Raw genomic sequence first — 25267 nt, forward strand, 5'->3', positions numbered from 1 at the left:
CGGTTCTGTTGCTGCACGGCTGGCCCTATGACATCCACACCTATGTCGACGTCGCGCCATTGCTTGCTCAAGCCGGCTACCGCGTGATCGTGCCTTACCTGCGCGGTTACGGAACGACGCGGTTCCTTTCGCAGGACACGCTGCGCAACGGCCAGCAATCAGCCATTGCCGCGGATATTATCGCGCTGATGGATGCGCTGGGTATCGAAAAGGCGGTGCTTGGCGGTTGCGACTGGGGTGCGCGCACGGTCAACATCATGGCGGCACTTTGGCCGGAGCGCTGCAGGGCGATGGTGTCGGTGAGCGGCTATCTCATCGGAAGCCAGGAAATCAACAGGAAGCCGCTATCGCCCAGCGCCGAGCTTGCCTGGTGGTATCAGTTCTATTTCGCCACCGAGCGCGGTCGGCTGGGCTATGAGGAGAATCGGCGCGCCTTTGCCAAGCTGATCTGGCAGACCGCTTCGCCCACCTGGAAATTCGACGACGCGACCTTCGATCGCTCGGCTGAAGCCTTCGACAATCCCGACCACGTCGCCGTTGTCATCGACAATTATCGCTGGCGGCTGAGTCTGGCCGAAGGTGAACGTAAGTACGACGCCTATGAAAAGCGGCTCGCCGAGCGACCGACGATCTTGGTTCCCACCATCACGCTGGAAGGCGATGCCAACGGCGCGCCGCACCCGCAGCCAGCCGCCTATGCCGGTAAGTTTTCGGGGAAATACGAACACCGCACCATCACCGGCGGCATCGGGCACAACCTGCCGCAGGAAGCGCCGCAGGCATTCGCACAGGCGGTTATGGACGTCGATCGGTTTTAGACCGACGATGGGCCGGCAACAGGGTGCGCGGATGTGTGCCTCGCGCAAACCGGCTTGGGTCTAAAGGCATCAGGCGGCGTTGCCGCTGAAGACACAGGGGAGTGGGAAGTCGGATATGGAGCATGCCGATCACATCCTTATCGTCGACGACGATCGCGAAATTCGCGAACTGGTGTCGGGCTATCTCAGGAAGAACGGGCTGCGCACGGCCGTTGCCGCCGAGGGCCGCCAGATGCGCGCCTTCCTGGAGACCAACACCGTCGACCTGATCGTGCTCGATGTGATGATGCCCGGCGACGACGGGTTGGTCCTGTGCCGGGAACTGCGCGCCGGCAAGCACAAGGCAACGCCGATCCTGATGCTGACGGCCCGCAGCGATGATGTGGACAGGATCATCGGGCTGGAAATGGGAGCGGACGACTACCTGCCGAAGCCGTTTGCCGCGCGCGAACTGCTGGCACGCATCAAGGCGGTGCTGCGCCGAACCCGAATGCTGCCGCCGAACCTGCAGATCAGCGAGGCTGGCCAATTGCTGACCTTCGGCGACTGGCAGCTCGACACGGTCGGGCGCCGCCTTCTCGACCGGCAAGGCACCGAGATTGCCTTGAGCGGTGCCGAATACCGGCTGCTGCGCGTCTTCATCGATCATCCGCAACGGGTGCTCAACCGGGACCAGCTTCTCAACCTGACCCAGGGGCGCGATGCCGAGCTGTTCGACCGCTCGATCGATCTTCTCGTCAGCCGTCTTCGCCAGCGGCTCGGCGACGATGCCCGCGAACCGACCTATATCAAGACGCTGCGCAGCGAAGGTTATGTCTTCTCCGTTCCGGTCGAGATCTCGGAGCCCAGGCAATGAGCCTGGATGTTGCACCGAACGCCAGTTGGTATTGGCCAAGCACGTTGCGGGCCCGGCTTTTCCTCGTTTTGCTCGCAGGCCTGGCAATCGCCTACGGCCTTTCCTTCAGCATTCTCTTTCTTGAACGCTACATGTCCGCCAAGGCGGTCATGCTCGGCACGCTGGAAACCGACATTGCAACATCGATCGCCATTCTCGATCGGCTGCCGGCGGAGGAGAGGGCGGGTTGGCTCGATCGCCTCAGCCGCGGAAGCTACCGTTTCGTACTGGGACCGGGCCTTCCCGGCGTGCCGGATCTGTCCAGCCGCGGCGCGGAGGTCGCTGCTAAGATCGAGGAGGCGGCAGGGCATCGTTTTCCGCTGCGGGTGGAGGCGATCCCCGGTGACGACAAGCGATTGCAGGCGCATCTGACGCTGAGCGACGGCGCGCCCCTGACCATAGACGTGACGCCAAGGGGCGTCATGCCGATCGCCGAATGGCTGCCCTATGTGCTGGCGATCCAGATGGCGCTTCTGCTTCTCTGCGTCTGGTTTGCCGTGCGCCAGGTCATCCGCCCCCTAAGCGACCTTGCCGCCGCCGCCGATGCGCTGGACCCGAACAGGCAGGCCGCGCCCTTGAGCGAGACGGGCCCACGCGAAGTCGCGTATGCCGCCCGAGCCTTCAACGCCATGCGCGATCGGATCGCCCACTATCTCGAAGAACGCGTACAGATCCTTGCCGCCATTTCCCACGATCTCCAGACGCCGATCACGCGCATGCGGCTTCGCGCCGACATGGCGGATGACACGCCCGAGAGGGACAAGCTGGTGCAGGACCTCGGCGAGATCGAACGCCTGGTTCAGGACGGCATCGCCTATGCCAGGAGCGCGCACGGCAATGTCGAGAAGACCTCCCGCATCGATCTCGCCTCGTTCATCGACAGCCTGGCCTACGATTATCAGGACACCGGAAAGTCCGTGAGCGTCGTCAGCGCCGTTGAAGGCACCATATCCACCAAGCCGCATGCGTTGCGCCGGATCCTGTCCAACTTCATCGACAACGCGCTGAAATTCGCCGGGGCTGCCGAGATCAGCGTTGAGCGAAGCGAAGAGGGAGCGGTCGCCATCACGGTGATGGACCGCGGCCCTGGCATTCCGGACGATATGCTCGAGGCTGCGATGCAGCCGTTCTTCAGGCTCGAGCAATCCCGCAATCGGGAAACGGGCGGCACCGGGCTCGGCCTTGCGATCGCCCAGCAACTGGCCACGGCGATCGGCGGTTCGGTCCGGCTCTACAATCGCGCCGGCGGCGGTTTGGCGGCGGAAGTCGCTATCCGCTGACATCGCGGGCGAAGTGCGCCTACTGCATAATTCCTTAAATCGGAATCGATTTAAGGATAAATTATGCAGCAAGTTTAAAGTGTTACAGCGTCCTTAGCGCGTCATGTTTGACGCGCGGCGCTGTAAGCGGTTTGTACCGCCGGGTATCAGGCATGGCCACCGCTACGCTTTGGTACATTTCCGGCGATTTCGGAAACATGCCGGATACCTCGACAGGTCAAATCTTTCTCCGTCAACGCAGTCGCCAGGAGCGACACAGAAACGGAGTGTTCCATGACACAGGTCGACAAGGTTCTATACACCGGCAGGACGCACACCAGCGGCGGTCGCGATGGCGACTCGCGCAGCGACGATGGTCGGCTGGACGTCAAGCTCTCGCCACCGGGAAGCGCGCACCCCGGGACCAATCCCGAGCAGCTCTTCGCGGCCGGATGGTCCGCCTGTTTCATCGGCGCCATTGGCAAGGCGGCGGGAAAGCGCGACGTCAAGCTTCCGACCGATCTCTCCGTGGCTGCCGAGGTTGATCTCGCAACCACCGACGGCGCCTATCTGCTGCAGGCGCGGCTGAAGGTGAACATGCCGGGTATCGAGCGGGCGCTGGCACATGCGCTCGTCGAAGAGGCGCACCGGACCTGCCCCTATTCGAAGGCGACGCGCGGCAACATCAATGTCGAGCTGACGATCGCTTAACCGATGAGCGTTGCTCGCCGCTCAACCGTTTCGCGTCGCGGCGAGCAATGTTTGAGACCGGAGCTGAAACAGGAAACGGCAGAAGCTCTTGCTTCGCCACCGGAGGGACCAATGAAGCTGATGATCATCATCGCGCTCGGCGCCGCCGTCTTTGCGGCACCCTGCATTTACGACGTGAGCTCGCAGGAGCCTTCGCCCTTGATAGGTCTTGTAGCTGCCGCCTCCGCCATTGACGGTGCAGCGGCTGACTTCGCGCCGGTCAGGCACTGACCTTTCGAAGGCCGACCAGCCGGCTGCCGCTGATGGCAGCCGGCTGGTCGGGGCGCCGATCCCTTGGATCGTCAGTGGATAGCCTCCTCCTGGCGTTCGGGCAGAAGCCAGTTGAGGAAGACCGCGCAGATGCCGCCGGTTGCCACACCGGATTCCAGCACGTCCGCCAGAGCCCGGGGCATATGGGTGACGAACTCGGGAACCTGCGAGACGCCGAGGCCCAAGGCCAGTGAGATCGAGATGATCAGAAGCGCGCGACGGTCCAAGTGGACGCCGGCAAGGATGTTGATGCCGGAGGCTGCCACCGCGCCGAACATCACGATGACGGCGCCGCCAAGCACCGGTTCGGGCACGGCCTGTATGACGCCGGCAACCGTCGGGAACAGCCCGAGCAGCACCAGGACCGCGGCGATGTAGATCCCGACGTGACGGCTGGCGACCCCGGTCAGCTGGATGATGCCGTTGTTTTGAGCGAACACCGAGCTTGGGAAGGTGTTGAAGATACCCGCCAGCAGCGAGTTCACGCCGTTGACGAGAACGCCGCCCTTGATCCTTTCCATCCACAGCGGACCTTCGACCGGCTGGCGCGAGATCTTGCTGGTTGCGGTGATGTCGCCGATCGCCTCCAGCGACGTGACGAGATAGATGACCACCATCGGCGCAAACAGCGACCACGAGAAATTCAGGCCGAAGTGAAACGGCACCGGTGCCTGGAACCAGGCTGCCTGATGCACGCCGGCAAAATCGAGGCGACCCAGCCATGCCGCCAGCAGATAGCCGGCGCCGAGCGCGAGCATGATGGCGCTGCTGCGGACCCAGACGATCGGAATGCGGTTGAGCGCAATGATAAGCGCCAGCACGACACCCGAGAGCAGCAGGTTTTCGCCGTTGGCAAAGGTGCCCTGCGACATGGCGGCAAAGCCACCGCCCATGCTGATCAGGCCGACCTTGATCAAGGTGAGGCCAATCATCAGGACGACGATGCCGGTGACGAGAGGGGTGATCAGGCGTTTGACGAAGGGCAACACACGCGAAAGGCCCATCTCGATGAACGATCCGGCGATGACGACGCCGAATATGCATGCCATCACGGTTTCGACCGGCGTGCCCTGCTTGACCATCAACACGCCGCCGGCGATCAGCGGGCCGACGAAGTTGAAGCTCGTGCCCTGAACGATCAGCAGTCCCGCGCCGAGCGGGCCGAAGCGGCGACATTGCACGAAGGTCGCGATCCCCGAGATGACCAATGACATCGACACGATCATGTTCGTGTCGCGAAGGGAGACGCCGAGTGCCTGGCAGATCAGCAGACCGGGCGTGACGATCGGTACGATGATCGCCAGCAAATGCTGCAATGCTGCTAGAAAGGCGATCGGCGGCGAGGGGCGATCTTCAAGGCCGAGGACGAGTTCGGTCGGCCGTATCGGCGCGGCGGTGGGATTGTGTATGTTCATGCGCGTCGGCCCTGGGTCGGGGTGCCGAGCAGGTTCGGTGTGCGCGATTCCGACGTCCGGTGATCCGCTGAAAGTTTGGACATTGTTCCTCCTTGTCGATCGCCGAATGTCTCGAAACATTCGGTGCGACGCCCGCCGTCCTCCAACGTTGGGTGCGCGGCGAAAAGCTAGCTGAATTCCGCGTTCCTCATTCACAAGAAATACGTGAAGCTGTTTCGTTGGTGGTGGCGCAATCATGCGGAGTACCGGCTGCGTGTCGTTGCGCGCGCGATCCCTACCGAATGGGTGAGGGAACGTTGGGGAGAGACAGCCGTCAGCTGCGCGATCGGGTGGCGGACGTGCGCGCCGTGGCGCTGACAAGCCTTGCGAAAAGGACCTGCAGCGCGTGAACGCGCAGGAAGAGTGCCGGCACGAAAAGCAACGAAAGGGCCGTCGAAGCGAGCAGGCCGCCGATGACGACGATCGCCATCGGTGCGCGGAACGCACCGCCGTCGCCAATGCCGAGGGATACGGGGATCATCCCGGCTATCATCGCCGCCGTGGTCATGACCACGGGGCGTGCGCGCTGTTCGGCCGCAGAAACCACAGCCTCGCGGGAGGCGCGGCCCTCCCTGATCAGCCGGCCCGCGAGATCGACGATCAGGATGGCGTTCTTGGCGACGATGCCCATCAACATCAGCGCGCCGATCAAAACCGGCATTGTCACGCCGTTTCCGGTGACGGCAAGCGCCAGGATCCCGCCGGACAGGGCCAGCGGCAGAGACAAGAGGATTGTCAGCGGTTGGAAGGGATTGCCGAAGAGCACCAGCAGGATTGCGAACACCGCGGCGAGCCCCAGCAGCGCCGCCCGGACGAAGCTTGAAAAGAAGTCCTGCATCGAGAGGGTCTCTCCCGTTGGCTGCAGATTGACGCCCTCCGGCAAGGGGTTCTTTTCGATCCAGGTCATCACTGCCGATAGGGCAGTGCCTGACGAAGCCGATCCGTTCAGGTCAGCCACAAGATCGATGCGCCGCAACCCGTCGCGCCGTGTGATCTCGTCTGGGCCGAAACCTGCTACAATCTCCGCGACTGCGGCCAGCGGCACGATGTTTCCGTCGGCCGTCCTGAGCGGCATGCTTTCTAGCAGCGAAATGTCGCCTCCATCTCCACCCTCCACCTGAACCCGAACGGGGACCCGGCGGCCCTGCAGATCGATGTGTGCAAGTTCGCGGCTGATATCTCCGACGGTGGCGACGCGCACTGCGTCCGACAGCGCGTCGAGGCTGATGCCGAGCTCGGAAACGAGGTCCCGGTCCGGCATGATCTGCAGTTCCGGCCGAAGGGCCGGGCGAAGAGACGTCACGGTTCGAAATGCAGGCATTTGCGCCATCGCCGACGATAGGCTGTCACTTGCCTGCTCCAGGCTGCCGGGCTCGTTTCCCAGGAGCGTCAGCGAAAACTGCCGGCTGCCGGTCAACCCCACTTCGCTGCCGCGGATATCGGCAATGCTTGCGAGCCGCCGGGCGACGTCCGCCGCCACGTCCTGGCGGGTCCGAATACGCTCACCGGGCGGGGTCAGCATCAACTGGATGACGAACGACTGCCGGCTTGCCTGACCGGCACTGGAGCCATCACGGTAGGCGTAGACGTGCCGAATGTCGGCGTCGCTCTTCAGCGAGCGTGCGACCTCCAGGGACTTCTGCATCATCGACGTTGCGCTGGCACCGTCCGCCATGTCGATTGCAAAAGTCAGGCGCGCGCCGTCTTCCGTGGGGATGAACCCGCGCGGCAGGGCCGGCAGCACCGTCAGGAACGGTATCGCGACCGAAAGCAGGCCGAGCGCGACGGTCACATGCGTCATGTCGACATGGATGCCGCGCCGCCCGAATCGGATGGCCTGCCGGCGGGTCGATCGCCGCAGCAGCCGCGAATAGAGCCTATGGAGGTTTCCCGGTTCGCCGTGCTTGCCGGGCGGCACAGTCTTCAGGAGCGTCACCGCCAGCAAGGGCGTGATCAGTCGTGCGACCAGCAACGAGAGAAGCGTCGCAACGGCAACGGTCATTCCGAACTCCCGGAAGTATCGACCGGGCAAGCCCTCGATCAGCGCAAGCGGCAGGAAAACCGCGACAACCGTCAGCGATATGGCGATGACCGAGCCGCCGATCTCTTCCGTCGCATCGATGACCGCGCGCCAGATTGTCTTTCCCATCTCACGGTGGCGCGACACGTTCTCGATCTCGACGATGGTGTCGTCGACCAGAAGACCGATCGCCAGCGTCAGGCCGAGCAGCGAAACGAGATTGAGAGAGAAGCCGAGCGCTTCCATGGCAAGAAAGGTCGGGATCACGGTCAGTGGCAGACCGATGGCTGCTATCAGCGTCGAGCGACGATCTCGCAGGAACAGAAAGACGACCGCGATGGTGCACAGTGCGCCTTCAGCCATGGTTCGCATCGTGCCGGTAAAATTGTTGTTGATGTAGCTGGCGTTCTCGTCGAGCAGCGTCAGCTGCACCATGGTGTCGGCATCGTCGATACGCTGAACTGCGTCTTTGATCCGCTCGAACGTCTCCACCTCGTTGGCCCGCTTTTCGGCAAAGATCAACAGGGCGACGATCGGATCGGCATCGAGCGTGGCGAAACCCGAAGGCTCGCTCCAGGCATCTTCGATCCTGGCTATGTCCGAGAGCCGGTCGCTGGAGCCGGTGCTGTTTCTGACAGGAAACGTCCCGAGGTCCTCGATTGAAACCGGTGCCGACAGGGTGCGGACCGGCTCATCGAAACCGGCGGTCTTCACCGTACCGGCCGCCTGGTTGTCGCTCACCGCGCGCAGCGCCCGACTGACGTCCTGGGGCGCCAGGCCACGGGCGACCATTTCGTCTCGCTGCAGCCAGACCCTGATCTCGCGTTCGCTGCCGCCCACCCGGGCAATCCTGCCGACACCCGGTACTTTCTCCAGAGCGGGGCGGATGCGGTCATCGACGCGCCTGGAGATCGCCGGCGGCGACAACTGGTCGGAGCGCACAGCATAGGTCGCTATTGCCAGCCTGCGTATGTTGGAAAGCTCGATCGAAGGCTCGTCCAGTGTCGCCGGCAGCTGGCTCCGGATCGCCAGCATCGCGGCCTGTATCCGGTCCAGGGCGACATCGGGCGAAACATGGGCGGCGAATTCTGCATTCAACATGACGCTGCCGTCGCCGATCGTGGCATCCAGCCGCTCAAGCCCTTCGATGTCCTCGAAGGCGTCTTCGACCTTTTGCGCCACCTGCATTTCGAGGTCGCTCGGCGATGCCGCCTGCTGGTGCAACTGGACGGTGACGACAGAAAGCTCCATGTCCGGGAAGCGGTTGATCGGCAGCGAGGTCAGAGACAGCCACCCCATCGCCGTCAACACGAGAAACAGCGCGATACCGACGGCGGGACGCTCGATCGACCATTTCGAGACGTTGATCGCCATCGGATGCCTCACAGTCTGGAGGCGATGACGGCGGCGGGCAGAACTGCCGTGACACGCATGCCGGCGCGCGCCAGACCGCCCGGCCGCAGGATGACCTGCTCGCCAGCGGACACCCCGGACACGATCTGAACAGCCTCGGCTGTTCTGCGACCGGTGACGACAGCGCGCGTTTCGACGGTTCCGTTTGCAACCAACAGCACCTGACTGCCATCGGTGGTGGATTGGACGGCGCTGAGCGGCAGGACGATCTGCATCTGCTCCGTCGTCCGGATTTCCGCGCGCGCAAAGGCGCCGAGCCTGGGCGTGGCGGCCGCTGGAAGCGCAATGCGGACCCGCGCCATTCTGGTCGTCTGCTCGATCCGCGGCGATAGATGCCGGACGGTGCCGGCGAGGGGCTCTTCTATGCCGGAGATTGAAACGGACGCCGCCGTGGCAGGCCCGACCCGATCCACCATGCGCATGGGCACCAATGCCTCAAGCTCGAAAAGCCCATCCTTGGCGATGCGAAACAGTGGCGCCTTGCCCGTGGCAATGTCGCCCACACGCGCGAACCGCTCGACGATGATGCCTGCAGTGGGCGCGCGCACGCGCGTTCTCTCGAGATGGGTGGTCAGTTCGCGGTGTTTGACCAGCGCGATGGCCCGCTCCGCCAGGGCTACGCGTTTTGCCTGTTGCGCGGTTGCGAGCTTGGCCTCGGCGACAAGCACATCTGCCTCGCGCTGCTCCAGAACGTCGAGGGGCGTCACCCCGGATTTTGACAGCGGGTGGGCGCGCGCCAGTGCTTTTCTGGCGAGATTGAGATTCGTTTGCGCAAGCGCGATGGCGCTGTCGCTTTGGGTCAACAGGGCGTTGGCGCGCTCGATCTCGACGTCATTCATCGACAGGGCGATCTCATCCAGATCGGACGTCAGGAGGGCCAGCACCTGGCCCTCCTGTACGGTATCGCCTTCTTCGACCAGGATGGACCGAATGCCGGCGCCCTCGCTTTCCGTTCCCACGAGCACGTCTTCTCGGGCCACGATCGAGCCGGAAACGGTGCTTGTCGTCGTGAGGGCACCGGGTGAAGCATTGACGACCGATACGCTCATGACCGCGGCGCCGGCACCATCGAGGGCCGAGGCCGGCCCGGTTGATCCCGTGGCGACTGCCACTGCCGAGCCTGCGGTCGAGGAGAGGTTGCCGACAACCATCGGGCATACCGCCGCAACCAGGGTCGCAAGGGCGACGAGTGCGACATAGCTGGCCCTTCGGCGCCGCCCGCGTTCCGCCCCCGGCGCCACTCCGGGCTTTCCGGCTGACGGTGATGCATCGAAACGTGTTGGTCGTCTGCGGATCATGACGACACCTCTTGCGCCTATGGGTGCATCTCGTGGACGGCCACTTCTTCAGTCACCGTTGCGGGCATCAGCGCCATCACCTTTCGACAGCCCTGGCATGGTGCGGGGTCGGGCAGAGGCTGCCGGTTTGCAATCCGCCAGCGGGGTATAGTCGGTCCGATCGGCCGGGTGCGGGCGAGATGATGCTCCGACCAGACCGCATCCAGCGCGTCGACGAGATAGTCGATGTCCTCGTAACTGTGCAGCGGCGAAGGGGTGATCCTCAGCCTTTCGGTGCCGCGCGGGACGGTTGGATAGTTGATCGGCTGTATGTAGATGTCGAAGCCATCGAGCAACCGATCGGAAACGGCCCGGCATTTCGCCGCGTCGCCGACGACGACCGGAACGATATGGCTCGGATTGTGCATATGCGGGATACCGGCTGCGTCGAGCTTGTCGCGCAGCACACGCACCCTGTCCTGCTGCGCCCTGCGCTCGCTCTGGCTGTTTTTCAGATGTTGCACCGAAGCCAGGGCGCCGGCTGCCAGCATCGGCGGCAGCGCGGTCGTGAAGATGAAACCGGAGGCGAAAGAGCGCACGAAATCGACGATCGGTCCCGTGGAGGCAATATAGCCTCCGACGACCCCGAACGCCTTTCCAAGCGTGCCTTGAACGATCGTCAGGCGATCCATGACGCCGTCGCGTTCGGCGACGCCGGCACCGTGGCGGCCATAGAGCCCCACCGCATGGACTTCGTCCAGATAGGTCATGGCGTTGTAGTCGTCGGCAACGTCGCAAAGCTCCTTGATGGGGGCGATGTCACCGTCCATCGAGTAGACGGATTCGAACGCGACCAATTTGGGCCGATCCGGCTCCACTTGCCCCAGGCAGCGGGCGAGATCGTCCGGATTGTTGTGCTTGAAAATCCGGTAGTCCGCCCGCGAATGGCGGATGCCTTCGATCATCGAAGCGTGATTTCCGGCATCGGACAGAACGACGCAATTGGGCAGCTTGGCCGCGAGCGTCGATAGCGCCGCCCAGTTCGAGACATAGCCGGACGTAAACAGCAGTGCGGCCTCCTTGCCGTGAAGGTCCGCCAGTTCGCGCTCGAGCAAGACGTGCGCGTGGTTCGTGCCTGCGATGTTGCGCGTGCCGCCGGCGCCGGCGCCGGAAAGGTCCAGCGACTGGTGCATGGCGCGACGGACATTTTCGTGCTGTCCCATCCCGAGGTAATCGTTCGAACACCAGACGATCACCTCGCGCGCACGGTCTCCCTCGTGGAGCCTTGCATGCGGAAACGCGCCGGCCATACGTTCAATATCGGCAAAGATGCGATATCGCCCTTCCTGGCGCAGTCCCTCCAGGGCGTTGGTAAAAAAGACACCGTAGTCCATTGCCCCCTCCTCAGCCTTGGTTGCCCGTTGCTGTCGGCTCGATCCGTCCAGGATGGTCGATTTCGAGCTCTCGTATGGTAGGGTTTTCAGAGGCGGCGGGACACAGACTTAGGTTCCGCGAGGTTTTCGACGTAGGTGCCCGCCCTGCAAGACCAAAGTCTATGCGAGATCTTGCCGTCGACGGATCGACCTCAACTATACCTCAGCTTCTATAGGGCACTCCGTACAGCGATATGGAAGGGGTGCCGGTTTCTCACGCATGTCTTTAGCGGGGGCATCCCGGCGCTGTCGGGCGTGTCCGGTCGCATCCGCCAGTCGTTGCCGCGCGACCGCCGGTTCTCGCCGCCGAACCGCCGAGGTGGCCGGCATAGTTGTCGCGGGTGTTCTGATCGACGACGGCCACTGGCGCTGCAAGAACCAGGCCTGCCGCGTTGCCGACGGCCGCGGCCGTTCCGGTCGTGGCCACCAGGATCTGGTCGCCGAGGCCGACCCGACTGTCGGTCAAAGTCTGGCCGTCGGAGATACGCGAACCGATGAGGCGAACGATCTCCGGTGATTCCGCGAACTTGCCGTGGTTGAGGCGGTCGCCCGCCTTGATCTTCGTCAGGTCGATCACCATGATCTTGTTGTCCTCGAGCTCCTTCTTGTACGGCTCCTGCTCCGGGTCGATGGCCCCCAGCCGGGATACGTCGCCCCAGACCCGGCGCGAGACCGCCAGCGCACGGTCGTCGCGGGAGACGAACAGCGTGAAGTTCGGGTGTTTCTTGCCCATGTCGTCGATCTGCTGGCGGAAGACGTCGACGTCCACATCGGGTGCCGCCAGCATGACGTTCTTGAATTTTTCGGGCAGCTCACCGTTGCGGATCGCCATCTGGCGCAGCGCCTCCAGCGCCAGCCAGTTGCCCATGGAGTGCGCAAGGATCGAGACCTCCTTCACTTCCGGGTCGCGGTAGAGGTATTGGAACAGGTTTTCCAGCGCATTGCGCGTGTAGTTGGTGCTTTCGCGATCGTAGCCGTAGGCAAGCAGGCTGCCGCGCGACGGCCACGTCACGAGAATGGGGGCGCTGCGGACGCCGGAATCATGGACGATCTGGGCGAAGCGATAGACCGAATCTTCGAAGCGGTTGTTGAAGCCGTGCACGAACACCAAGACGCTTCTGTCAGGAGTTTTGCGAACGCTTGCGCTCAACCATGATTTGGCACCGGCCATGTCCAGATCATCCGCCTTCAGCGTCGCAAAATCGGTTGCCGGATTGGGCGGCATCCGTTTCGGCCAGGCAACCTCGCCTGCCTTGCGCACCGTGTCTGGTGGAATGGAGACGGTCATGTCGGCGAAGGTGGCCGCTTGGGCGCGTTCGCCGCTATACATCTCTCCAGGATTTGCCGACCGGCTTCGTGTCGTCGTGATCAGCATGTTGACCCGGCTCGAATCCGGTGCGGTGTCCGCGACCGGCGTCAGCACGCCCTTCGGATGCCCGCCGCATGCGGCCAGCACAAAGACGAGTATGCCGAGCATTGCGCCGGTTCGAACTCGTTCAAGAGGCGCATTGCACCTCACGCCGCCAGTTTTCCTGCTCATCACATCCCCCAGTCACAGTGCAGTGCAAGCAGTCCCCAGCCGGCGTCCTGTCTTGTTCTCGGGATGCTAGTGCACGGAGCAGTTACAATGCAAGTGCGCCATGTCCGTTCGGGCGAGCCGTGACCGGGTTTACAGACGTGTTCCCGTCGACATAGGCCCGGCCAGGTGCGATCAGAGCAGCAACCCGAGGACAACGGCTGCGATGGCGGAGGTGAATATGCCATTGAGCGCCATCGCGAGGCCCGAGAACGTGCCGGCAATCTCGTTGACCTGAAAGGCGCGCGCAGTGCCGATGCCGTGCGATGTCAGGCCTGCCGCGAACCCACGTGCCGCGTAGTTGCGGATGCGAAGAAGGTTCATCAGCGGCGTGACGATGATCGCCCCTAGCACGCCGGTGAAGATGACGAAAAGTGCGGTCAGGGCCGGGTCGCCGCCGAGCTGCTGCGAGATGCCGACGGCGATGCCTGCCGTTGCCGACTTCGGCGCCAGGGATATGGCAACGCTATCGGGTGCGCCGAGCAGGAGGGCGACACCCGTGGCGCAAACGATCGCCGTCAGGCTGCCTGCGATAAGCGCGACGATCACGGGCACGAAGTTCTGCCTGATCAGTGTCCGGTTCCGGTAAAGAGGAACGGCAAGCGCCACCGTCGCCGGCCCCAGTGCGAAATGCACGAACTGCGCCCCGTCGAAATAGGTCGAATAGGATGTTCCGGTTGCCGCCAGTATCGAGATCACCAGGACGACGGAAATCAGGACGGGATTGACGATGGGGTTGAAACCGCTGAGCGCCGCAAGCCGTTGAGCGGCGATATAGGCTCCGATCGTCACGGTCAGCCACGTAAGGGGGCTGGTCGAGAGGTAGACCCAAAGCTCGAACACGCGACCGCTAGTGTCCATCGCCGGTCCCTTCCGCGCCGAACAACCTGCTGGCGAGCAGGAACGCTCCCACCGTCACCATCAATGTGACAATGGTGGACACGACGACGGCGATAACGATCGTGCCGGCATAGTCGTAGATCAACCGATAGTTCTGCATCACCCCGACGCCGAGGGGCACGAACAGCACGCCGAGGTTCTTGAGGAGAGTGTCGGCTACGCCGCTGACGCGGATGTCGGCCGCGCCATCGCCCGACCCCGCTCTCCTGTCGGCAAGCCAGAGATAGACAAGCAGAAGCACGATGCCGAGTGCGGGAGCTGGCATGCTCAGGTCAAGCGTTCTGACAACGATCTCGCCGATCAGTTGACAGACCAGTATGACGAACAGTCCTTCCATCGCCCTCTCCCGCATGGTCCATGGGGTGCCGCCCATGGCGCATTCCGCAACGCAACCGCATCAATCGATGCTTCGTAGCCGAAATTTCTCGGCGGCGCCTACTGGATAATTCGCGGCGACCTAAAGCGTGTCGAAAACGCAAGCCTCGAACTATAGGCCGTGATCGGCGGCATCATTGCATGCGGGTGATTTGAAGTTGTTTTCGGTTTGGGAACGGTAATGACGTTCGGCCCGATCGCCGCAGATGCGGCCATCAGGCGGGTTCGACAGCACCTTTATTGCGACGCGGCCTGCACTACGGTGACGGCGATCATGTGGAAGACGTCATCGGCGGTGCAGCCGCGCGAAAGATCGTTGGCGGGCTTGGCGAGCCCCTGAAGCACCGGGCCGATGGCGGTCGCGCCGCCGATGCGCTGGGCGATCTTGTAGCCGATATTGGCGGCGTCGAGATTGGGAAAGACGAAGACGTTCGCCTGCCCGTGCAGTGTCGAGTTGGGCGCCTTGGACGACGATACGGCCTCGACGAAGGCGCTGTCGAACTGCAATTCGCCGTCGATCAGCAGGCCGGGATTGGCGGCGCGGGCAATGTGCGTCGCCTCGACCACCTTGGAGACGCGATCGTGCGCGGCACTGCCATTGGTTGAGAAGGAGAGCATCGCGACCTTGGCCCGATCCCCCAGCAACGACGTGTAGGACTGCGCCGACATGCGGGCGATATCGGCGAGCCCGGCGGCGTCTGGATCGACGACGAGGCCGCAGTCGGAAAAGACGAAGGCGCCCTTCTTGGCGTGATGCGGCTGACACAGCATCATCAGAAAGAAACTGGAGACGAGGCTGGCGCCAGGCGCGCGGCCGATGATCTGCAGGGCGGTGCGTACGGTATCGGCCGTGGTCGCCACCGCTCCGCCGATGGTGCCGTCCGCTTCGTTCTCGCGAACCATCATGGCGGCAAAGACCAGGTCTTCGCGCACCGCCTTTTCGGCCGCTTCCCGGTCGATCCCCTTGCTCCGGCGCAGTTCATGATACCGGGATGCGAACCGCTCCGTCAGCACTGACGTCGCCGGGTCTTCGATCCGGAAGGCATGCTCATCGGCCCCGCAATCGCGCAGGCGCTCGGCGATGATCTCGCGCCGGCCGACGAGCGTGATTTCGGCAAGGCCTTCGGCGCGGGCACGCATGGCTGCAGCGACGACCCGCGCGTCTTCGCCTTCGGCAAGGACGATGTGGCGCGGTGCCTTCCTTGCGGTTTCGATAATCCGATCGAGTGGTTTCATTAGAGATGCCCCAGATAATGCATGCCGCCGAGGATGAAGACGCCGAGGAAGATCGTTTCTGCGACGATGAGCGCGACCGCATCGCCGCCGACATCGAGCACACGCCGCAGGGATGTCTTCATGCCGACGGCGACAATGCCCGCCAGCAACGCCCAGCGCGACGCCTCCATGCCGAGTTCGGCGACTGCGGCCGGGACGATCCCGCCGGAGTTCATGGCGGCAAGGATCAGGAAGGCGACGACGAAACCGGGCAGCAATGGCGGTCGCTTGCCGGCCTCCACCCCCTCCTGCGGAACGTTCCTGAGCGCGATCGAGAAGATGAGCACAACCGGCGCCAGCATCGTCACCCGGATGAGCTTGACGAGCGTCGCCGTTTCGCCGGCTTCCGGCGACACCGAAAAGCCGGCACCGACCACTTGCGCCACGTCATGGATGGTGCCGCCGAAGAAGATGCCGGTGGCGCGTGCGTCCAATCCGAGCGACTGGGCGAGGATTGGATAGCCGATCATTGCGAGCGTGCTGAGAACGGTCACCGAAAGCACGGTGAAGATCAGATTGCGCTCGGAAAACTCGTTCTTCGGCAGGACAGCGGCAATCGCCATCGCCGCGGAGGCACCGCAAATCGCGACCGCGCCGCTGGTGAGAAGGGCAAGCCGCCAGCCTCTTCCAAGGATGCGGGCAGCGGCCAGCCCGAACAGGATCGTCGCTGCGATCGCTGCGACCAGCAGGAGGATGGTGCCGCTCCCGAGCCCGATCAAGAGGTCGACGCTGATGCGCATGCCGAGCAAAGCGACGCCGATCCTGAGGATCTTCTTCGCCGAAAGCTCGATACCGGCAACGCACCGGCCTTCTTCGGAGAGGAAGTGGAACGCGATTCCGAGCAGCAGTGCCATCAGCATGGCGGGGGCGCCATAATGATCCGACAGGAACTGCGCGGCCATGGCAACGGCAGCCGTCACCAGCAGGCCAGGACCATAGGTCGACAGGGTCGAGGGCAGCCATTGAAACCGCCGCGTCGTTTCGGATACCGCATTCATGTCAAATTTCCCGTCTGAGAACGCCAAGTCTGAGACCCATGCCCGGCGACATCAGCCGCCGGGCATGGGCTGCACGTCAGATGTGCCGCTGCGGCCGCATGTCGGAGCGCTGGATGCCTGCCACCTGCACAGGCTTCTTCATCGCGTCGCGGCGGAAGGGCTCTCCCAGTTCCTGGTTGAGGATGACTTCGACGAAAGTGGTCACGCCCTGTGACTGGTCCTCAAGTGCCTGCTGCAGGGCGGCCGTCAGGTCCGCCTGGGTGTCGACCGTGACGCCCTTGAGGCCGCAGCCGTCGGCCACCTTCGCGTAGCTGAGGTTGGGGTTGAGCTCGGTTCCGACGAAGTTGTTGTCGTACCAGAGCGTCGTGTTGCGCTTCTCGGCTCCCCACTGGAAGTTGCGGAAGATCACCATGGTGATCGGCGGCCAGCCGGCACGGCCGATGGAGGTCATCTCGTTCATCGAGATGCCGAAGGCGCCATCGCCGGCAAAGCCGACCACCGGCACATCCGGGCAGCCGATCTTGGCGCCGACGATCGACGGGAAGCCGTAGCCGCAGGGCCCGAACATGCCGGGGGCGAGGTATTTCCGGCCCTGTTCGAAGCTCGGATAGGCGTTGCCGATGGCGCAATTGTTGCCGATGTCGGTCGAGATGATGGCGTCCTTCGGCAAGGCCGCCTGGATCGCGCGCCATGCCTGGCGCGGCGACATGCGGTCGGATTCCCGGCGGCGCGCCGCAGCGTTCCATTCGGTGCCCGGATCGTCGTCCTCATGGTCCATCGACGACAGCTGCTGCAGCCAGGCCGAGCGGGTCGTGTGGATCAGCGCCTTCCGCTCTTCGCGCCCGATATCGCCGGCCGACGGCGACAGTTGCTCGAGGATCTGGCTTGCCACCTGCTTGGCATCGCCGCAGATGCCGACCGACACCTTCTTGGTCAGGCCGATGCGATCGGAGTTGATGTCGACCTGGATGATCGCGGCATTCTTCGGCCAGTAGTCGATGCCATAGCCCGGGAGCGTCGAGAACGGGTTGAGGCGGGTGCCGAGCGCCAGCACCACGTCGGCCTTGGCGATCAGTTCCATGGCCGCCTTGGAACCGTTGTAGCCAAGCGGGCCTGCCGCCAGGCGATGGCCGCCGGGGAAGGCATCGTTATGCTGGTATCCGCAGCAGACCGGGGCGTCGAGACGCTCGGCAAGCGCGATGGATTCACCGATCGCGCCGCCGATGACGACACCGGCGCCGTTGAGGATCACCGGGAATTTCGCTTCGGACAGCAATCTTGCTGCTTCGGAAATCGCCTGCTTGCCGCCGGACGGGCGCTCCAGGCGAACGATGCTCGGCAACTCGACGTCGATGACCTGGGTCCAGTAATCGCGCGGGATGTTGATTTGCGCCGGGGCGCAGCCGCGCCAGGCTTTCTCGATGACCCGGTTGAGCACTTCGGGAACGCGGCTCGCGTCGCGCACCTCTTCCTGATAGCAGACCATCTCCTCGAACAGCGCCATCTGGTCGACTTCCTGGAAGCCGCCCTGGCCGATCGTCTTGTTTGCCGCCTGCGGCGTGACGAGAAGCATCGGCGTATGGTTCCAGTAGGCGGTCTTGACCGCCGTCACGAAGCCGGTGACGCCGGGGCCGTTCTGGGCGATTGCCATCGACATGTTGCCGGTGACGCGGGTGTACCCGTCGGCAATCAACGCGGCGTTGGTTTCATGGGCGCAGTCCCAGAAGGTGATGCCGGCTCTTGGGAAGAGGTCGGACACCGGCATCATCGCCGAGCCGATAATCCCGAAGGCATGTTCGATGCCGTGCATCTGGAGGACTTTTACGAAAGCCTCTTCGGTCGTCATTTTCATTGTCTGGTTCCTTTCATGTTGGTTTTGGGGCCGACCGAGCGGCTAGAGGATCTCGTCCTTGAGGTAGTACCAGCGGTACATCCCCCACTGGCCGATGCGCCGGAACGGCGTCAGCAGCCCATGGCTGGGGAGAGGGGAGGTGAAGATCGGCAGGTCGAGGGTGCCGCCCTTGCCGGCGACCATCTGCGCCATGCGCCGTCCGGCCTGGGCCGAATACATGACGCCGTTGCCGCCATAGCCCATGGCGTAGAACAGCGCCTGTTTCGGATCGGGGCGAAAGATCCGCGGCATCATGTCGTGGCTGACATCGACCCAGCCCCACCAGGAGTAGTCGACCTTGATGCCGGTGAGCACCGGGAACTTGCGGTAGAGGCCCTCGAGCAGGCGGTCGAGGTGTTTGGGGTTGACCGCGTCCGTGCCGGTGATCGCGCTGCGGCTGCCGATCTGCACGCGTCCGTCCGGCATCAGCCGGTAGTAGTGGCGCAGCGTGCGCGTGTCGGTGAGCGGGATGTGCGTCTGAAAATTCAGCGCCGCCCGCTCTTCGTCGGTGAGCACGCGGGTGACGATCGAGTTGGAGAGGATCGGCATCAGCCGATGCTTCGTCAGCGGATGCAGGCCGGGTGAGGTGTAGCCGGCGGTCGCAAAACACACCGCCCTTGCCCGCACGATCCCGCCGGGGGTGCGAAGGTGGAAGACGCCGCCTTTTTGATCACAGCTGAGAACCGGGCTGGAGGTATGAACGCGGGCGCCGAGCTTGCGCGCCAGAGTGAGATAGCCGAAGGCGAGCTTGGCCGCATGGATGCCCATGCCGTCCGGCTCGTAGAGGGCGCCCACCGCCTCGCTGTCTCGGACGAAGTCGCGATGGATTTCGTCTCGGCCAAGGATGCGCGTGCGGTAGCCGAACACGTCGTTGAGCACGCGGGACTCCGCCTCCAGCGACGGCATCACCTTGTTGCGATGGGCAATGTAAAGGTGTCCACCATCCTGCGGGTCGCAGGCGATCTCCGGCGAGGCGATGAGATCGCGGAAGAGATCGAAGGCTTCGCTGATTTCGACGTGCAGCTTCTTGGCGACATCGACGCCCCAGCGCTCGATCCACTGCGAGCGCTTGAGCCGGCCGGCGGAAATCTGCGCCTGGCCGCCGTTGCGGGTGCTGCAGCCCCAGGCGACGCCGTTGGCTTCAAGCACGGTCGCCTTGATGCCGTGCTCCCTGGCAAGATGGATGGCGCAGGAGAGGCCGGTGTATCCCGAGCCGACGATCGCGACGTCGACGTCGACATCCCCAAGGATCGGGCCATCGTCGGCCGGAGGTGGCCCGGCCGTTGCGATCCAGTAGGTCGGCGCATAATCCTTGCCGTCGCCGGGATTGGCGGCGCGATTGGGATCGTATGCCGGATCGAAGGGCTTGCTCGGCCGTGCTGTTCTGACAAGCTGTTCCATGTCGGTTTCCTGACCTGGCTCGAGCTCAGTAGCGGAAGGGAGCCGCAATCAGCAGCCGGTTCTTGCGAAAGGCCTGCTTGCGGACGATCTTGCCGTCGCGGAGCGTGAAGAGGTCACAACCTTCCGCCTCGACGCGGCTGCCGTCGGCGTTCGTGCCGGAGAAGGTCCATTCCGATACGGCCCGGTCCCCGTGGACGAAGTGGCCGTGGTGGGCCCAGTGGGCGTCCGTCATCGTCTGCCACACGCCGCTGAAGGCGGTTGCGATCTGCTCGGTGCCCTCGACCCGCGTGCCGTGCGCTTCGCTGCCGGCCACCGTGTTGAAGACGCAGTCCTCAGAAAAGAAGGACATGACGCCGTCGATGTCGTGCCGGTTGAAGGCGTCGAAAAGGTCGGAGAGGTCGTTGGCGGTCATCGGGGCGGTCATGGCTTATGTTCCCTAAGTGTTGCAGGCGATGTTTCGGGCATGGCTTCGCCGTGGCCGGGCGAACCGGCCAGATCGGCTTGTTTGTGCGGTACGGGATCCTGTTAGGACCGGGCGGCCATCAGCTCGGTGGCCGCGGTCTTGGCGAACGGCGCATCGTCACACCTTGCCCTTCCAGGGAATGAGCGCCTTCTCGAGGTGGCGGATCAGGAGATCGAAGGCGAAGGCGAAGACGCCGATGACGATGATACCCATGATCACGGTGTCACTGGCCAGGAACTCGGCGGCGTTCAGGACCATGAAGCCGAGGCCCCTGTGGGCCGCAACCATTTCGGCCGCGACAAGCGTCGTCCAGCCGACGCCGATGCCGATGCGCATCCCGGTGAAGATCTCGGGCAGCGCCGCCTTGAGAATGACGTGGCTGATGACCTGGCGGCGGCTTGCGCCCATCGCATAGGCCGCATGGATCTGCTCGATCGAGACGGACCGGACGCCGGCACGGGCGGCAATCGCCATCGGCGCGAAGATCGCGAGGTAGATCAGGAACACCTTCGGGAACTCGCCGATGCCGAGCCAGATGATGATCAGCGGCAGGTAGGCGAGCGGCGGCAAGGGACGGTAGAACTCGATGATCGGATCAAACAGCCCGCGCATCACCCGGTTCACGCCCATGAGAATGCCGATGGGAACGGCGGTGACAAGGGCCAGCGCAAAGGCACCGAGCACGCGGCCAAGGCTTGCCAGCGTGTGTTGGGCGAGCGTCGAGTTGGAGACGCCCTCCGTCAGCGCGATCACGAACTTGTCCCAGACCGAAAGCGGCGATGGCAGGAAAAGCGGCCGGACCCATTGCATCTCGGTGACCAGCAGCCAGAGCGCCACCAGGGTCAGCGCGGTCAAGAGGCTGATATGCCCGCTCATGCCTTCGCCGGGTGCGCCGTAGATCCGGCCCGGCCGTACCGGCTTGGCTTTCGTCACGCGCTCAAGCATGGAGGAGCTCCGGGTTTCCGGACTGGCGTTCGTCGCCGTAGATGATGCTGAGGATCTGTTCACGCATGTCGATGAAGTCGCGACTGGATTTGATTGCACGGGCATTGCCTTCTTCCAGGAACCGTTTGTTGAAATCGAGCTCGTAGGTGTGGGTGATCCGTCCCGGTCGCGGTGACATGACGATCAGGCGCGACCCCAGGAACAACGCCTCCTCGACGCTGTGAGTGATGAAAAAGAACATCTTGTTGGTCAGCTGCCAGACCTTCAGCAGCAACTCCTGGATGGTCTCGCGGGTCAGCGCGTCGAGGGCTGCCATCGGCTCGTCCATCAGCAGCATCGACGGATCGCAGCTCAGGGCCCGGGCGATGCCGACACGTTGCTGCATGCCACCGGACAGGTGGTAGATCATGTGCCGGTGAAAATCCTGCAGGCCGACGAGGGCGAGGTTCCTGGCGGCCACTTCGTGGCGTTTCGCCTTGTCGACACCACGCAGTTTCAGCCCGAATTCGGTGTTGTCGATGACATTGAGCCAGGGCAGCAGGGCATGCTTCTGGAACACGACCCCACGATCGGCGCCGGGGCCCGAGACACGACGGCTTCCCAGCGTGATTTCACCGGCGCTCGGGGCCATGAAGCCCGCCATCAGATTGAGCAGCGTGGTCTTGCCGCAGCCCGAGGCGCCGAGCGCGACGACGAAATCGCCGCTCTTGATCTCGAGATTGACGCCCTTGAGCGCGATGACCGCCTCGTCCGTATAGAGCCCAGGATAGGTCAGGCTCACATTGCTGACATTCAGAGTTTCCATTGTGCAGGCCTTTCGAAAAATGGCTGTTGAGTTGCGTTGGCGGCGCTCCTGACCGACCGGCGGTCAGGAGCGGGCGTCGGCTACTTCGAAGCCTCTTTCGCGTAGGCGCTGTTGACGTAAGGCGCGTAGTCGTCGAGCGCCTTGTCGATCTGCTTCTGGTCGGCAAGGAATTTTGCGCTTTCCGACAGCGCGCGCACTGCGCCGCCGCCGAGCCAGGTTTCGGAGGCCTGCTCCTCAGCCGTCGGGAAGGACAAGAGGTTCAGGGCCTCGACGGTGCCGGCACCATCGCCGCCGATGAGCTTGACGATGTTCTGGACCGGTGCGGAGTCCGCCGTCCAGCTCGCGCCGTTTGCCTTGTAGTCGGCGTAGGCTTCGGCCAGCACCTTGGTGAAGGCGGCCATGAACTTCGGATTTTCGACCGCCCATTTCTTGTCGACGACCAGTCCGTCGAAGGTCGGGACGCTCGCCGCGCCGATCGCCTCGGAATCGGAGATCACCTTGCCGGTCTTTAAGAGTTCCGACAGGGCCGGTGGCCAGACATAGGCGGCATCGATATCGCCGCGCTGCCAGGCTGCGACGATCTGCGGCGGCTTCATGTTCAGAATGTTGACTTCGCGCGGATCGACCTTCCAGACCTGCTCAAGACCGACGAGCAGATGGAAATGCGAGGTCGACACGAAGGGGACGCCGACGGAGCGGCCGACCAGATCTTCCGGCTTCTCGATGCCCGAGCCTTCGCGGGCGACAAGCGCTTCCGACTTGCCGATGTTGTCGAGGATCCAGAACAATTCGAGGTCGACGCCGCGCGTCGCCGCCGCCGTTGTGCCGGTCGAGCCGATGACGCCGATCGGGACGTTGCCCGATGCAAGTGCCGTCGAGATGTCACCGCCGGAGCTGAACTGCCGCCAGTCGACGAGGTAGCCCGCCTCTTTTGCGGCTGCGTCGAAACGGCCGTCGGCGATGGCGGCAATGAACGGACCGACGATCTGCTGATAGCCGATGATTACATTGGTCTCGGCGCGGGCGAGGCTGGAGGTCAGGAGGCCGGCCGCAATCGTGGCTGCCCCCGCCATGGTTTTCAAGGCGTTGGAATAGAACATTTGTTTCCCTCTGGTTCCGACCCCGTTTTTCGGGATCTGTCGACTGTTATGCCGATCTCATTTTCGACCATAAGGGATAAAGCAGCTTTCCCGTTTGCTTTATAGCCAGATTGAAAGTTAGATAAGTCCAGTTTTGATCGTGGGGGATCGGATTTGGCGCGCATCTCTGTTCCGGAAACCGTGTTCTTCGTCGACCGGTCGAGCCGCACGAGCCTGCAGGCGCAGATCCGGGAGACGGTCGTCTCCGCCGTGCTGTCAGGGCGGTTGCCGCCCGGCGCCCAGCTTCCGTCGACCCGCAAGCTTGCAGTCTATCTCAACATCTCGCGCCTCACCGTCACGCTGGCCTATCAGGAGCTGGCGACCCAGGGCTATCTCGACGCGGCCGACCGCAGCAGCTACCGGGTCGCCGACAAGCCGCCGTTCAATGTTCTCGATGCGGATGTGGCGTTGCCGGATGCTGAAGCCGTGGATTGGTCGGCGAAGCTGCGCTCGACCTTTCGCGTGGCCAAGCAGATGCACAAACCGCTTGATTGGCGGCGTTATCCCTATCCTTTCCTCTATGGCCAGATGGATCCGTCGCTCTTCGATCTCACCGCCTGGCGAGACTGCGCCCGGCGGGCGCTGGCGCGCGAAGATTTTGAGCTGATGGCCGGCGATTTCGCTGCGTCGGATGACGTGCAACTGGTGAACTACATCTGTTCGCGCACGCTGCCGGGGCGCGGTATCCGCGCCAATCCCGACGAGATCCTGGTGACAGTGGGGGCGCAAAATGCGCTCTGGATCGTCATTCAATTGTTGCTTCGGCGCGGCTCCCATGCCGTCTGCGAAAATCCCTGCCATCCGGATATGAGCGCCTCGCTGCGGCTGAGCGGCGCAAAGGTCACGGTGCTCGATGTCGACGACGGCGGGCTGCCGCCGGCCAGCCTGCCTGAGCAGGTCGATGCCGTGTTCGTGACGCCGAGCCATCATTCCCCTACGGGCGCGACGATGCCCATGGATCGCCGCGTCGCGCTGCTCGAAGCCGCGTCAAGCAGGGACTTCGTCATCATCGAGGACGATTACGAGTTCGAAATGAGCTTCCTGGCGCCGCCGTCACCGGCGCTGAAGGCCTTCGACAGAAACGGGCGGGTGTTTTACATCGGCAGCTTTTCGAAGTCGCTTTTCCCCGGTCTGCGGCTTGGCTATCTCGTCGCGCCGGCGCAGGTCATCCGGGAGGCGCGGGCACTGCGCGCCCTGATGCTGCGCCACCCACCCGGGCACCTGCAGCGGACGGCCGCCTATTTTCTGGCGCTCGGCCACTACGACGCCGTGCTTCACAGGATGCGGGAGGAGTACCATTTGCGTCACCGGGTGATGGCAGACGCGCTCAACGCCAACGGACTGAAGATCGCCGGATCGGCGGCGTTCGGCGGAACCTCCTTCTGGATCGAGGGTCCCGACGGTCTCGATGCCGACAAGCTGATGACCGACTTGCGGGAAGACGGAGTTCTGATCGAGTCCGGATCGCCGTTCTTCCCGACCGATGAGGAAAGCTGCCGCTTCTTCCGCATGGGATACTCGTCGATCGGCAGAGACCGAATTGCCGAAGGCGTCAAGCTGACGGCAAGCAGGATGGCGCAGTCCTGAAAGGCTCTCGCTTATGTGGACGATCGGCGGCTGCGGCAGGGCAGGAAGGCGACGGTTTGAACGCGTGCTACCCGTTTGACAGGAGAGCCAGGATCTCGGCGCGATTGAGCTTCTTCCCGCTGGCGACGTCGAAAATCCGAAGCGCGATCCTGTTGGCGGGGGGATCCGATTGGGTGCAGTTGTTCTGGGTGCACCACTCCGTCAGTGCCTCACGCATCTCTACGATATCGGTTACAGGCGGATTGCGTATGTCTGTCATGGCCGAACCTCAGTTTCGGCTCAAGCTTAGGTCCTGCACGACTCCGTCACAACTCTGAGAAATC

The 25267-nt window shown here is 63.6% G+C and carries 22 protein-coding genes; 6 read left to right on the forward strand and 16 right to left on the reverse strand.

The genetic code is table 11. The features are described 5' to 3' along the window. The 5 genes from BC363_RS03270 to BC363_RS35305 form a co-directional block, all read left to right on the forward strand. A partial coding sequence (locus BC363_RS03270; protein WP_065793278.1) for an alpha/beta hydrolase occupies positions 1 to 818 on the forward strand: 818 nt, incomplete at its 5' end. A 115-nt stretch (positions 819 to 933) separates the two neighbouring features. Then, positions 934 to 1674, forward strand: coding sequence for a response regulator (locus BC363_RS03275; RefSeq protein ID WP_065786204.1), 741 nt, complete (start codon positions 934 to 936; stop codon positions 1672 to 1674). Continuing rightward, complete coding sequence (locus BC363_RS03280; protein WP_065786203.1) at positions 1671 to 2993, forward strand: HAMP domain-containing sensor histidine kinase; 1323 nt, start codon at positions 1671 to 1673, stop codon at positions 2991 to 2993. Before BC363_RS03275 ends, BC363_RS03280 begins: the two co-directional genes overlap by 4 nt. 273 nt (positions 2994 to 3266) lie before the next feature. Then, positions 3267 to 3683 carry an organic hydroperoxide resistance protein gene (locus BC363_RS03285; RefSeq protein WP_065786202.1) on the forward strand — a complete coding sequence of 139 codons (417 nt, stop codon included), beginning with the start codon at positions 3267 to 3269 and terminating at the stop codon, positions 3681 to 3683. A gap of 111 nt (positions 3684 to 3794) precedes the next feature. Next, on the forward strand, positions 3795 to 3953 hold the full coding sequence (locus BC363_RS35305) for a hypothetical protein (RefSeq protein WP_202618530.1): 159 nt from the start codon (positions 3795 to 3797) through the stop codon (positions 3951 to 3953). A 71-nt stretch (positions 3954 to 4024) separates the two neighbouring features. On the opposite strand, the gene BC363_RS03290 is transcribed toward BC363_RS35305, so the two are convergent. The 15 genes from BC363_RS03290 to tauA all read right to left on the reverse strand — a co-directional run bounded on the left by BC363_RS03290 (position 4025) and on the right by tauA (position 23318). Continuing rightward, entirely contained in the window at positions 4025 to 5407 is a 1383-nt protein-coding gene (locus BC363_RS03290) for a nucleobase:cation symporter-2 family protein (protein WP_065786201.1), read from the reverse strand. Between the two features lie 313 nt (positions 5408 to 5720). Next, a complete protein-coding gene (locus BC363_RS03295; RefSeq protein WP_065786200.1) occupies positions 5721 to 8840 on the reverse strand; it encodes an efflux RND transporter permease subunit in 3120 nt (1039 codons plus the stop codon). Between the two features lie 8 nt (positions 8841 to 8848). Further along, complete coding sequence (locus tag BC363_RS03300) at positions 8849 to 10120, reverse strand: efflux RND transporter periplasmic adaptor subunit (protein WP_065786199.1); 1272 nt, start codon at positions 10118 to 10120, stop codon at positions 8849 to 8851. A gap of 74 nt (positions 10121 to 10194) precedes the next feature. Continuing rightward, positions 10195 to 11550 (reverse strand): 5-aminolevulinate synthase, encoded by a 1356-nt coding sequence (hemA, locus tag BC363_RS03305; protein ID WP_065786198.1) that lies wholly within the window; start codon positions 11548 to 11550, stop codon positions 10195 to 10197. A 265-nt stretch (positions 11551 to 11815) separates the two neighbouring features. Next, entirely contained in the window at positions 11816 to 13066 is a 1251-nt protein-coding gene (locus BC363_RS03310; RefSeq protein WP_065786197.1) for an alpha/beta hydrolase, read from the reverse strand. Between the two features lie 234 nt (positions 13067 to 13300). Continuing rightward, a complete protein-coding gene (locus BC363_RS03315; RefSeq protein WP_065786196.1) occupies positions 13301 to 14026 on the reverse strand; it encodes an LrgB family protein in 726 nt (241 codons plus the stop codon). Further along, entirely contained in the window at positions 14016 to 14402 is a 387-nt protein-coding gene (locus BC363_RS03320; protein ID WP_065786195.1) for a CidA/LrgA family protein, read from the reverse strand. Before BC363_RS03320 ends, BC363_RS03315 begins: the two co-directional genes overlap by 11 nt. A gap of 275 nt (positions 14403 to 14677) precedes the next feature. Continuing rightward, positions 14678 to 15676, reverse strand: a complete 999-nt coding sequence (pta, locus tag BC363_RS03325) for a phosphate acetyltransferase (RefSeq protein WP_065786194.1) — start codon at positions 15674 to 15676, stop codon at positions 14678 to 14680. After that, complete coding sequence (locus BC363_RS03330; protein WP_065786193.1) at positions 15676 to 16713, reverse strand: YeiH family protein; 1038 nt, start codon at positions 16711 to 16713, stop codon at positions 15676 to 15678. The genes pta and BC363_RS03330 overlap by 1 nt, the downstream gene beginning before the upstream one ends. A gap of 76 nt (positions 16714 to 16789) precedes the next feature. Next, the gene (gene xsc / locus BC363_RS03335; protein ID WP_065786192.1) at positions 16790 to 18565 is read right to left on the reverse strand and encodes a sulfoacetaldehyde acetyltransferase; all 1776 of its coding nucleotides are present in this window, start codon (positions 18563 to 18565) and stop codon (positions 16790 to 16792) included. A gap of 42 nt (positions 18566 to 18607) precedes the next feature. After that, the gene (locus tag BC363_RS03340) at positions 18608 to 20005 is read right to left on the reverse strand and encodes an FAD-binding oxidoreductase (protein ID WP_065786191.1); all 1398 of its coding nucleotides are present in this window, start codon (positions 20003 to 20005) and stop codon (positions 18608 to 18610) included. Positions 20006 to 20030: 25 nt separating this feature from the next. Continuing rightward, positions 20031 to 20417 (reverse strand): nuclear transport factor 2 family protein, encoded by a 387-nt coding sequence (locus tag BC363_RS03345; RefSeq protein ID WP_141690214.1) that lies wholly within the window; start codon positions 20415 to 20417, stop codon positions 20031 to 20033. 168 nt (positions 20418 to 20585) lie between these two features. Then, a complete protein-coding gene (locus BC363_RS03350; RefSeq protein WP_065786189.1) occupies positions 20586 to 21413 on the reverse strand; it encodes an ABC transporter permease subunit in 828 nt (275 codons plus the stop codon). Next, positions 21406 to 22218 (reverse strand): taurine ABC transporter ATP-binding protein, encoded by an 813-nt coding sequence (locus BC363_RS03355; protein WP_065786188.1) that lies wholly within the window; start codon positions 22216 to 22218, stop codon positions 21406 to 21408. Before BC363_RS03355 ends, BC363_RS03350 begins: the two co-directional genes overlap by 8 nt. A gap of 80 nt (positions 22219 to 22298) precedes the next feature. Beyond that, positions 22299 to 23318 carry a taurine ABC transporter substrate-binding protein gene (gene tauA / locus BC363_RS03360; protein ID WP_065786187.1) on the reverse strand — a complete coding sequence of 340 codons (1020 nt, stop codon included), beginning with the start codon at positions 23316 to 23318 and terminating at the stop codon, positions 22299 to 22301. 153 nt (positions 23319 to 23471) lie between these two features. Between tauA and BC363_RS03365 the strand changes: the two genes are divergently transcribed. Beyond that, positions 23472 to 24944 (forward strand): PLP-dependent aminotransferase family protein, encoded by a 1473-nt coding sequence (locus tag BC363_RS03365; RefSeq protein ID WP_065786186.1) that lies wholly within the window; start codon positions 23472 to 23474, stop codon positions 24942 to 24944. 67 nt (positions 24945 to 25011) lie between these two features. Here BC363_RS03365 and BC363_RS03370 read toward each other — a convergent pair whose 3' ends face one another. Then, positions 25012 to 25203 (reverse strand): hypothetical protein, encoded by a 192-nt coding sequence (locus BC363_RS03370; protein ID WP_065793279.1) that lies wholly within the window; start codon positions 25201 to 25203, stop codon positions 25012 to 25014. Between the last annotated feature and the right edge of the window lie 64 nt (positions 25204 to 25267).

The sequence above is a fragment of the Ensifer sp. LC384 genome (assembly GCF_001695865.1).
GTDB lineage: Bacteria > Pseudomonadota > Alphaproteobacteria > Rhizobiales > Rhizobiaceae > Ensifer.

Excerpts from the sequence above, each read along its gene's own strand:
- BC363_RS03275 (WP_065786204.1), top strand. The coding sequence starts at position 934 with ATGGAGCATGCCGATCACATCCTTATCGTCGACGACGATCGCGAAATT.
- BC363_RS03280 (WP_065786203.1), top strand. The coding sequence starts at position 1,671 with ATGAGCCTGGATGTTGCACCGAACGCCAGTTGGTATTGGCCAAGCACG.
- BC363_RS03285 (WP_065786202.1), top strand. The coding sequence starts at position 3,267 with ATGACACAGGTCGACAAGGTTCTATACACCGGCAGGACGCACACCAGC.
- BC363_RS35305 (WP_202618530.1), top strand. The coding sequence starts at position 3,795 with ATGAAGCTGATGATCATCATCGCGCTCGGCGCCGCCGTCTTTGCGGCA.
- BC363_RS03290 (WP_065786201.1), bottom strand. The coding sequence starts at position 5,407 with ATGAACATACACAATCCCACCGCCGCGCCGATACGGCCGACCGAACTC.
- BC363_RS03295 (WP_065786200.1), bottom strand. The coding sequence starts at position 8,840 with ATGGCGATCAACGTCTCGAAATGGTCGATCGAGCGTCCCGCCGTCGGT.
- hemA (WP_065786198.1), bottom strand. The coding sequence starts at position 11,550 with ATGGACTACGGTGTCTTTTTTACCAACGCCCTGGAGGGACTGCGCCAG.
- BC363_RS03310 (WP_065786197.1), bottom strand. The coding sequence starts at position 13,066 with ATGCTCGGCATACTCGTCTTTGTGCTGGCCGCATGCGGCGGGCATCCG.
- BC363_RS03315 (WP_065786196.1), bottom strand. The coding sequence starts at position 14,026 with ATGGACACTAGCGGTCGCGTGTTCGAGCTTTGGGTCTACCTCTCGACC.
- BC363_RS03320 (WP_065786195.1), bottom strand. The coding sequence starts at position 14,402 with ATGGAAGGACTGTTCGTCATACTGGTCTGTCAACTGATCGGCGAGATC.
- pta (WP_065786194.1), bottom strand. The coding sequence starts at position 15,676 with ATGAAACCACTCGATCGGATTATCGAAACCGCAAGGAAGGCACCGCGC.
- BC363_RS03330 (WP_065786193.1), bottom strand. The coding sequence starts at position 16,713 with ATGAATGCGGTATCCGAAACGACGCGGCGGTTTCAATGGCTGCCCTCG.
- xsc (WP_065786192.1), bottom strand. The coding sequence starts at position 18,565 with ATGAAAATGACGACCGAAGAGGCTTTCGTAAAAGTCCTCCAGATGCAC.
- BC363_RS03340 (WP_065786191.1), bottom strand. The coding sequence starts at position 20,005 with ATGGAACAGCTTGTCAGAACAGCACGGCCGAGCAAGCCCTTCGATCCG.
- BC363_RS03345 (WP_141690214.1), bottom strand. The coding sequence starts at position 20,417 with ATGACCGCCAACGACCTCTCCGACCTTTTCGACGCCTTCAACCGGCAC.
- BC363_RS03350 (WP_065786189.1), bottom strand. The coding sequence starts at position 21,413 with ATGCTTGAGCGCGTGACGAAAGCCAAGCCGGTACGGCCGGGCCGGATC.
- BC363_RS03355 (WP_065786188.1), bottom strand. The coding sequence starts at position 22,218 with ATGGAAACTCTGAATGTCAGCAATGTGAGCCTGACCTATCCTGGGCTC.
- tauA (WP_065786187.1), bottom strand. The coding sequence starts at position 23,318 with ATGTTCTATTCCAACGCCTTGAAAACCATGGCGGGGGCAGCCACGATT.
- BC363_RS03370 (WP_065793279.1), bottom strand. The coding sequence starts at position 25,203 with ATGACAGACATACGCAATCCGCCTGTAACCGATATCGTAGAGATGCGT.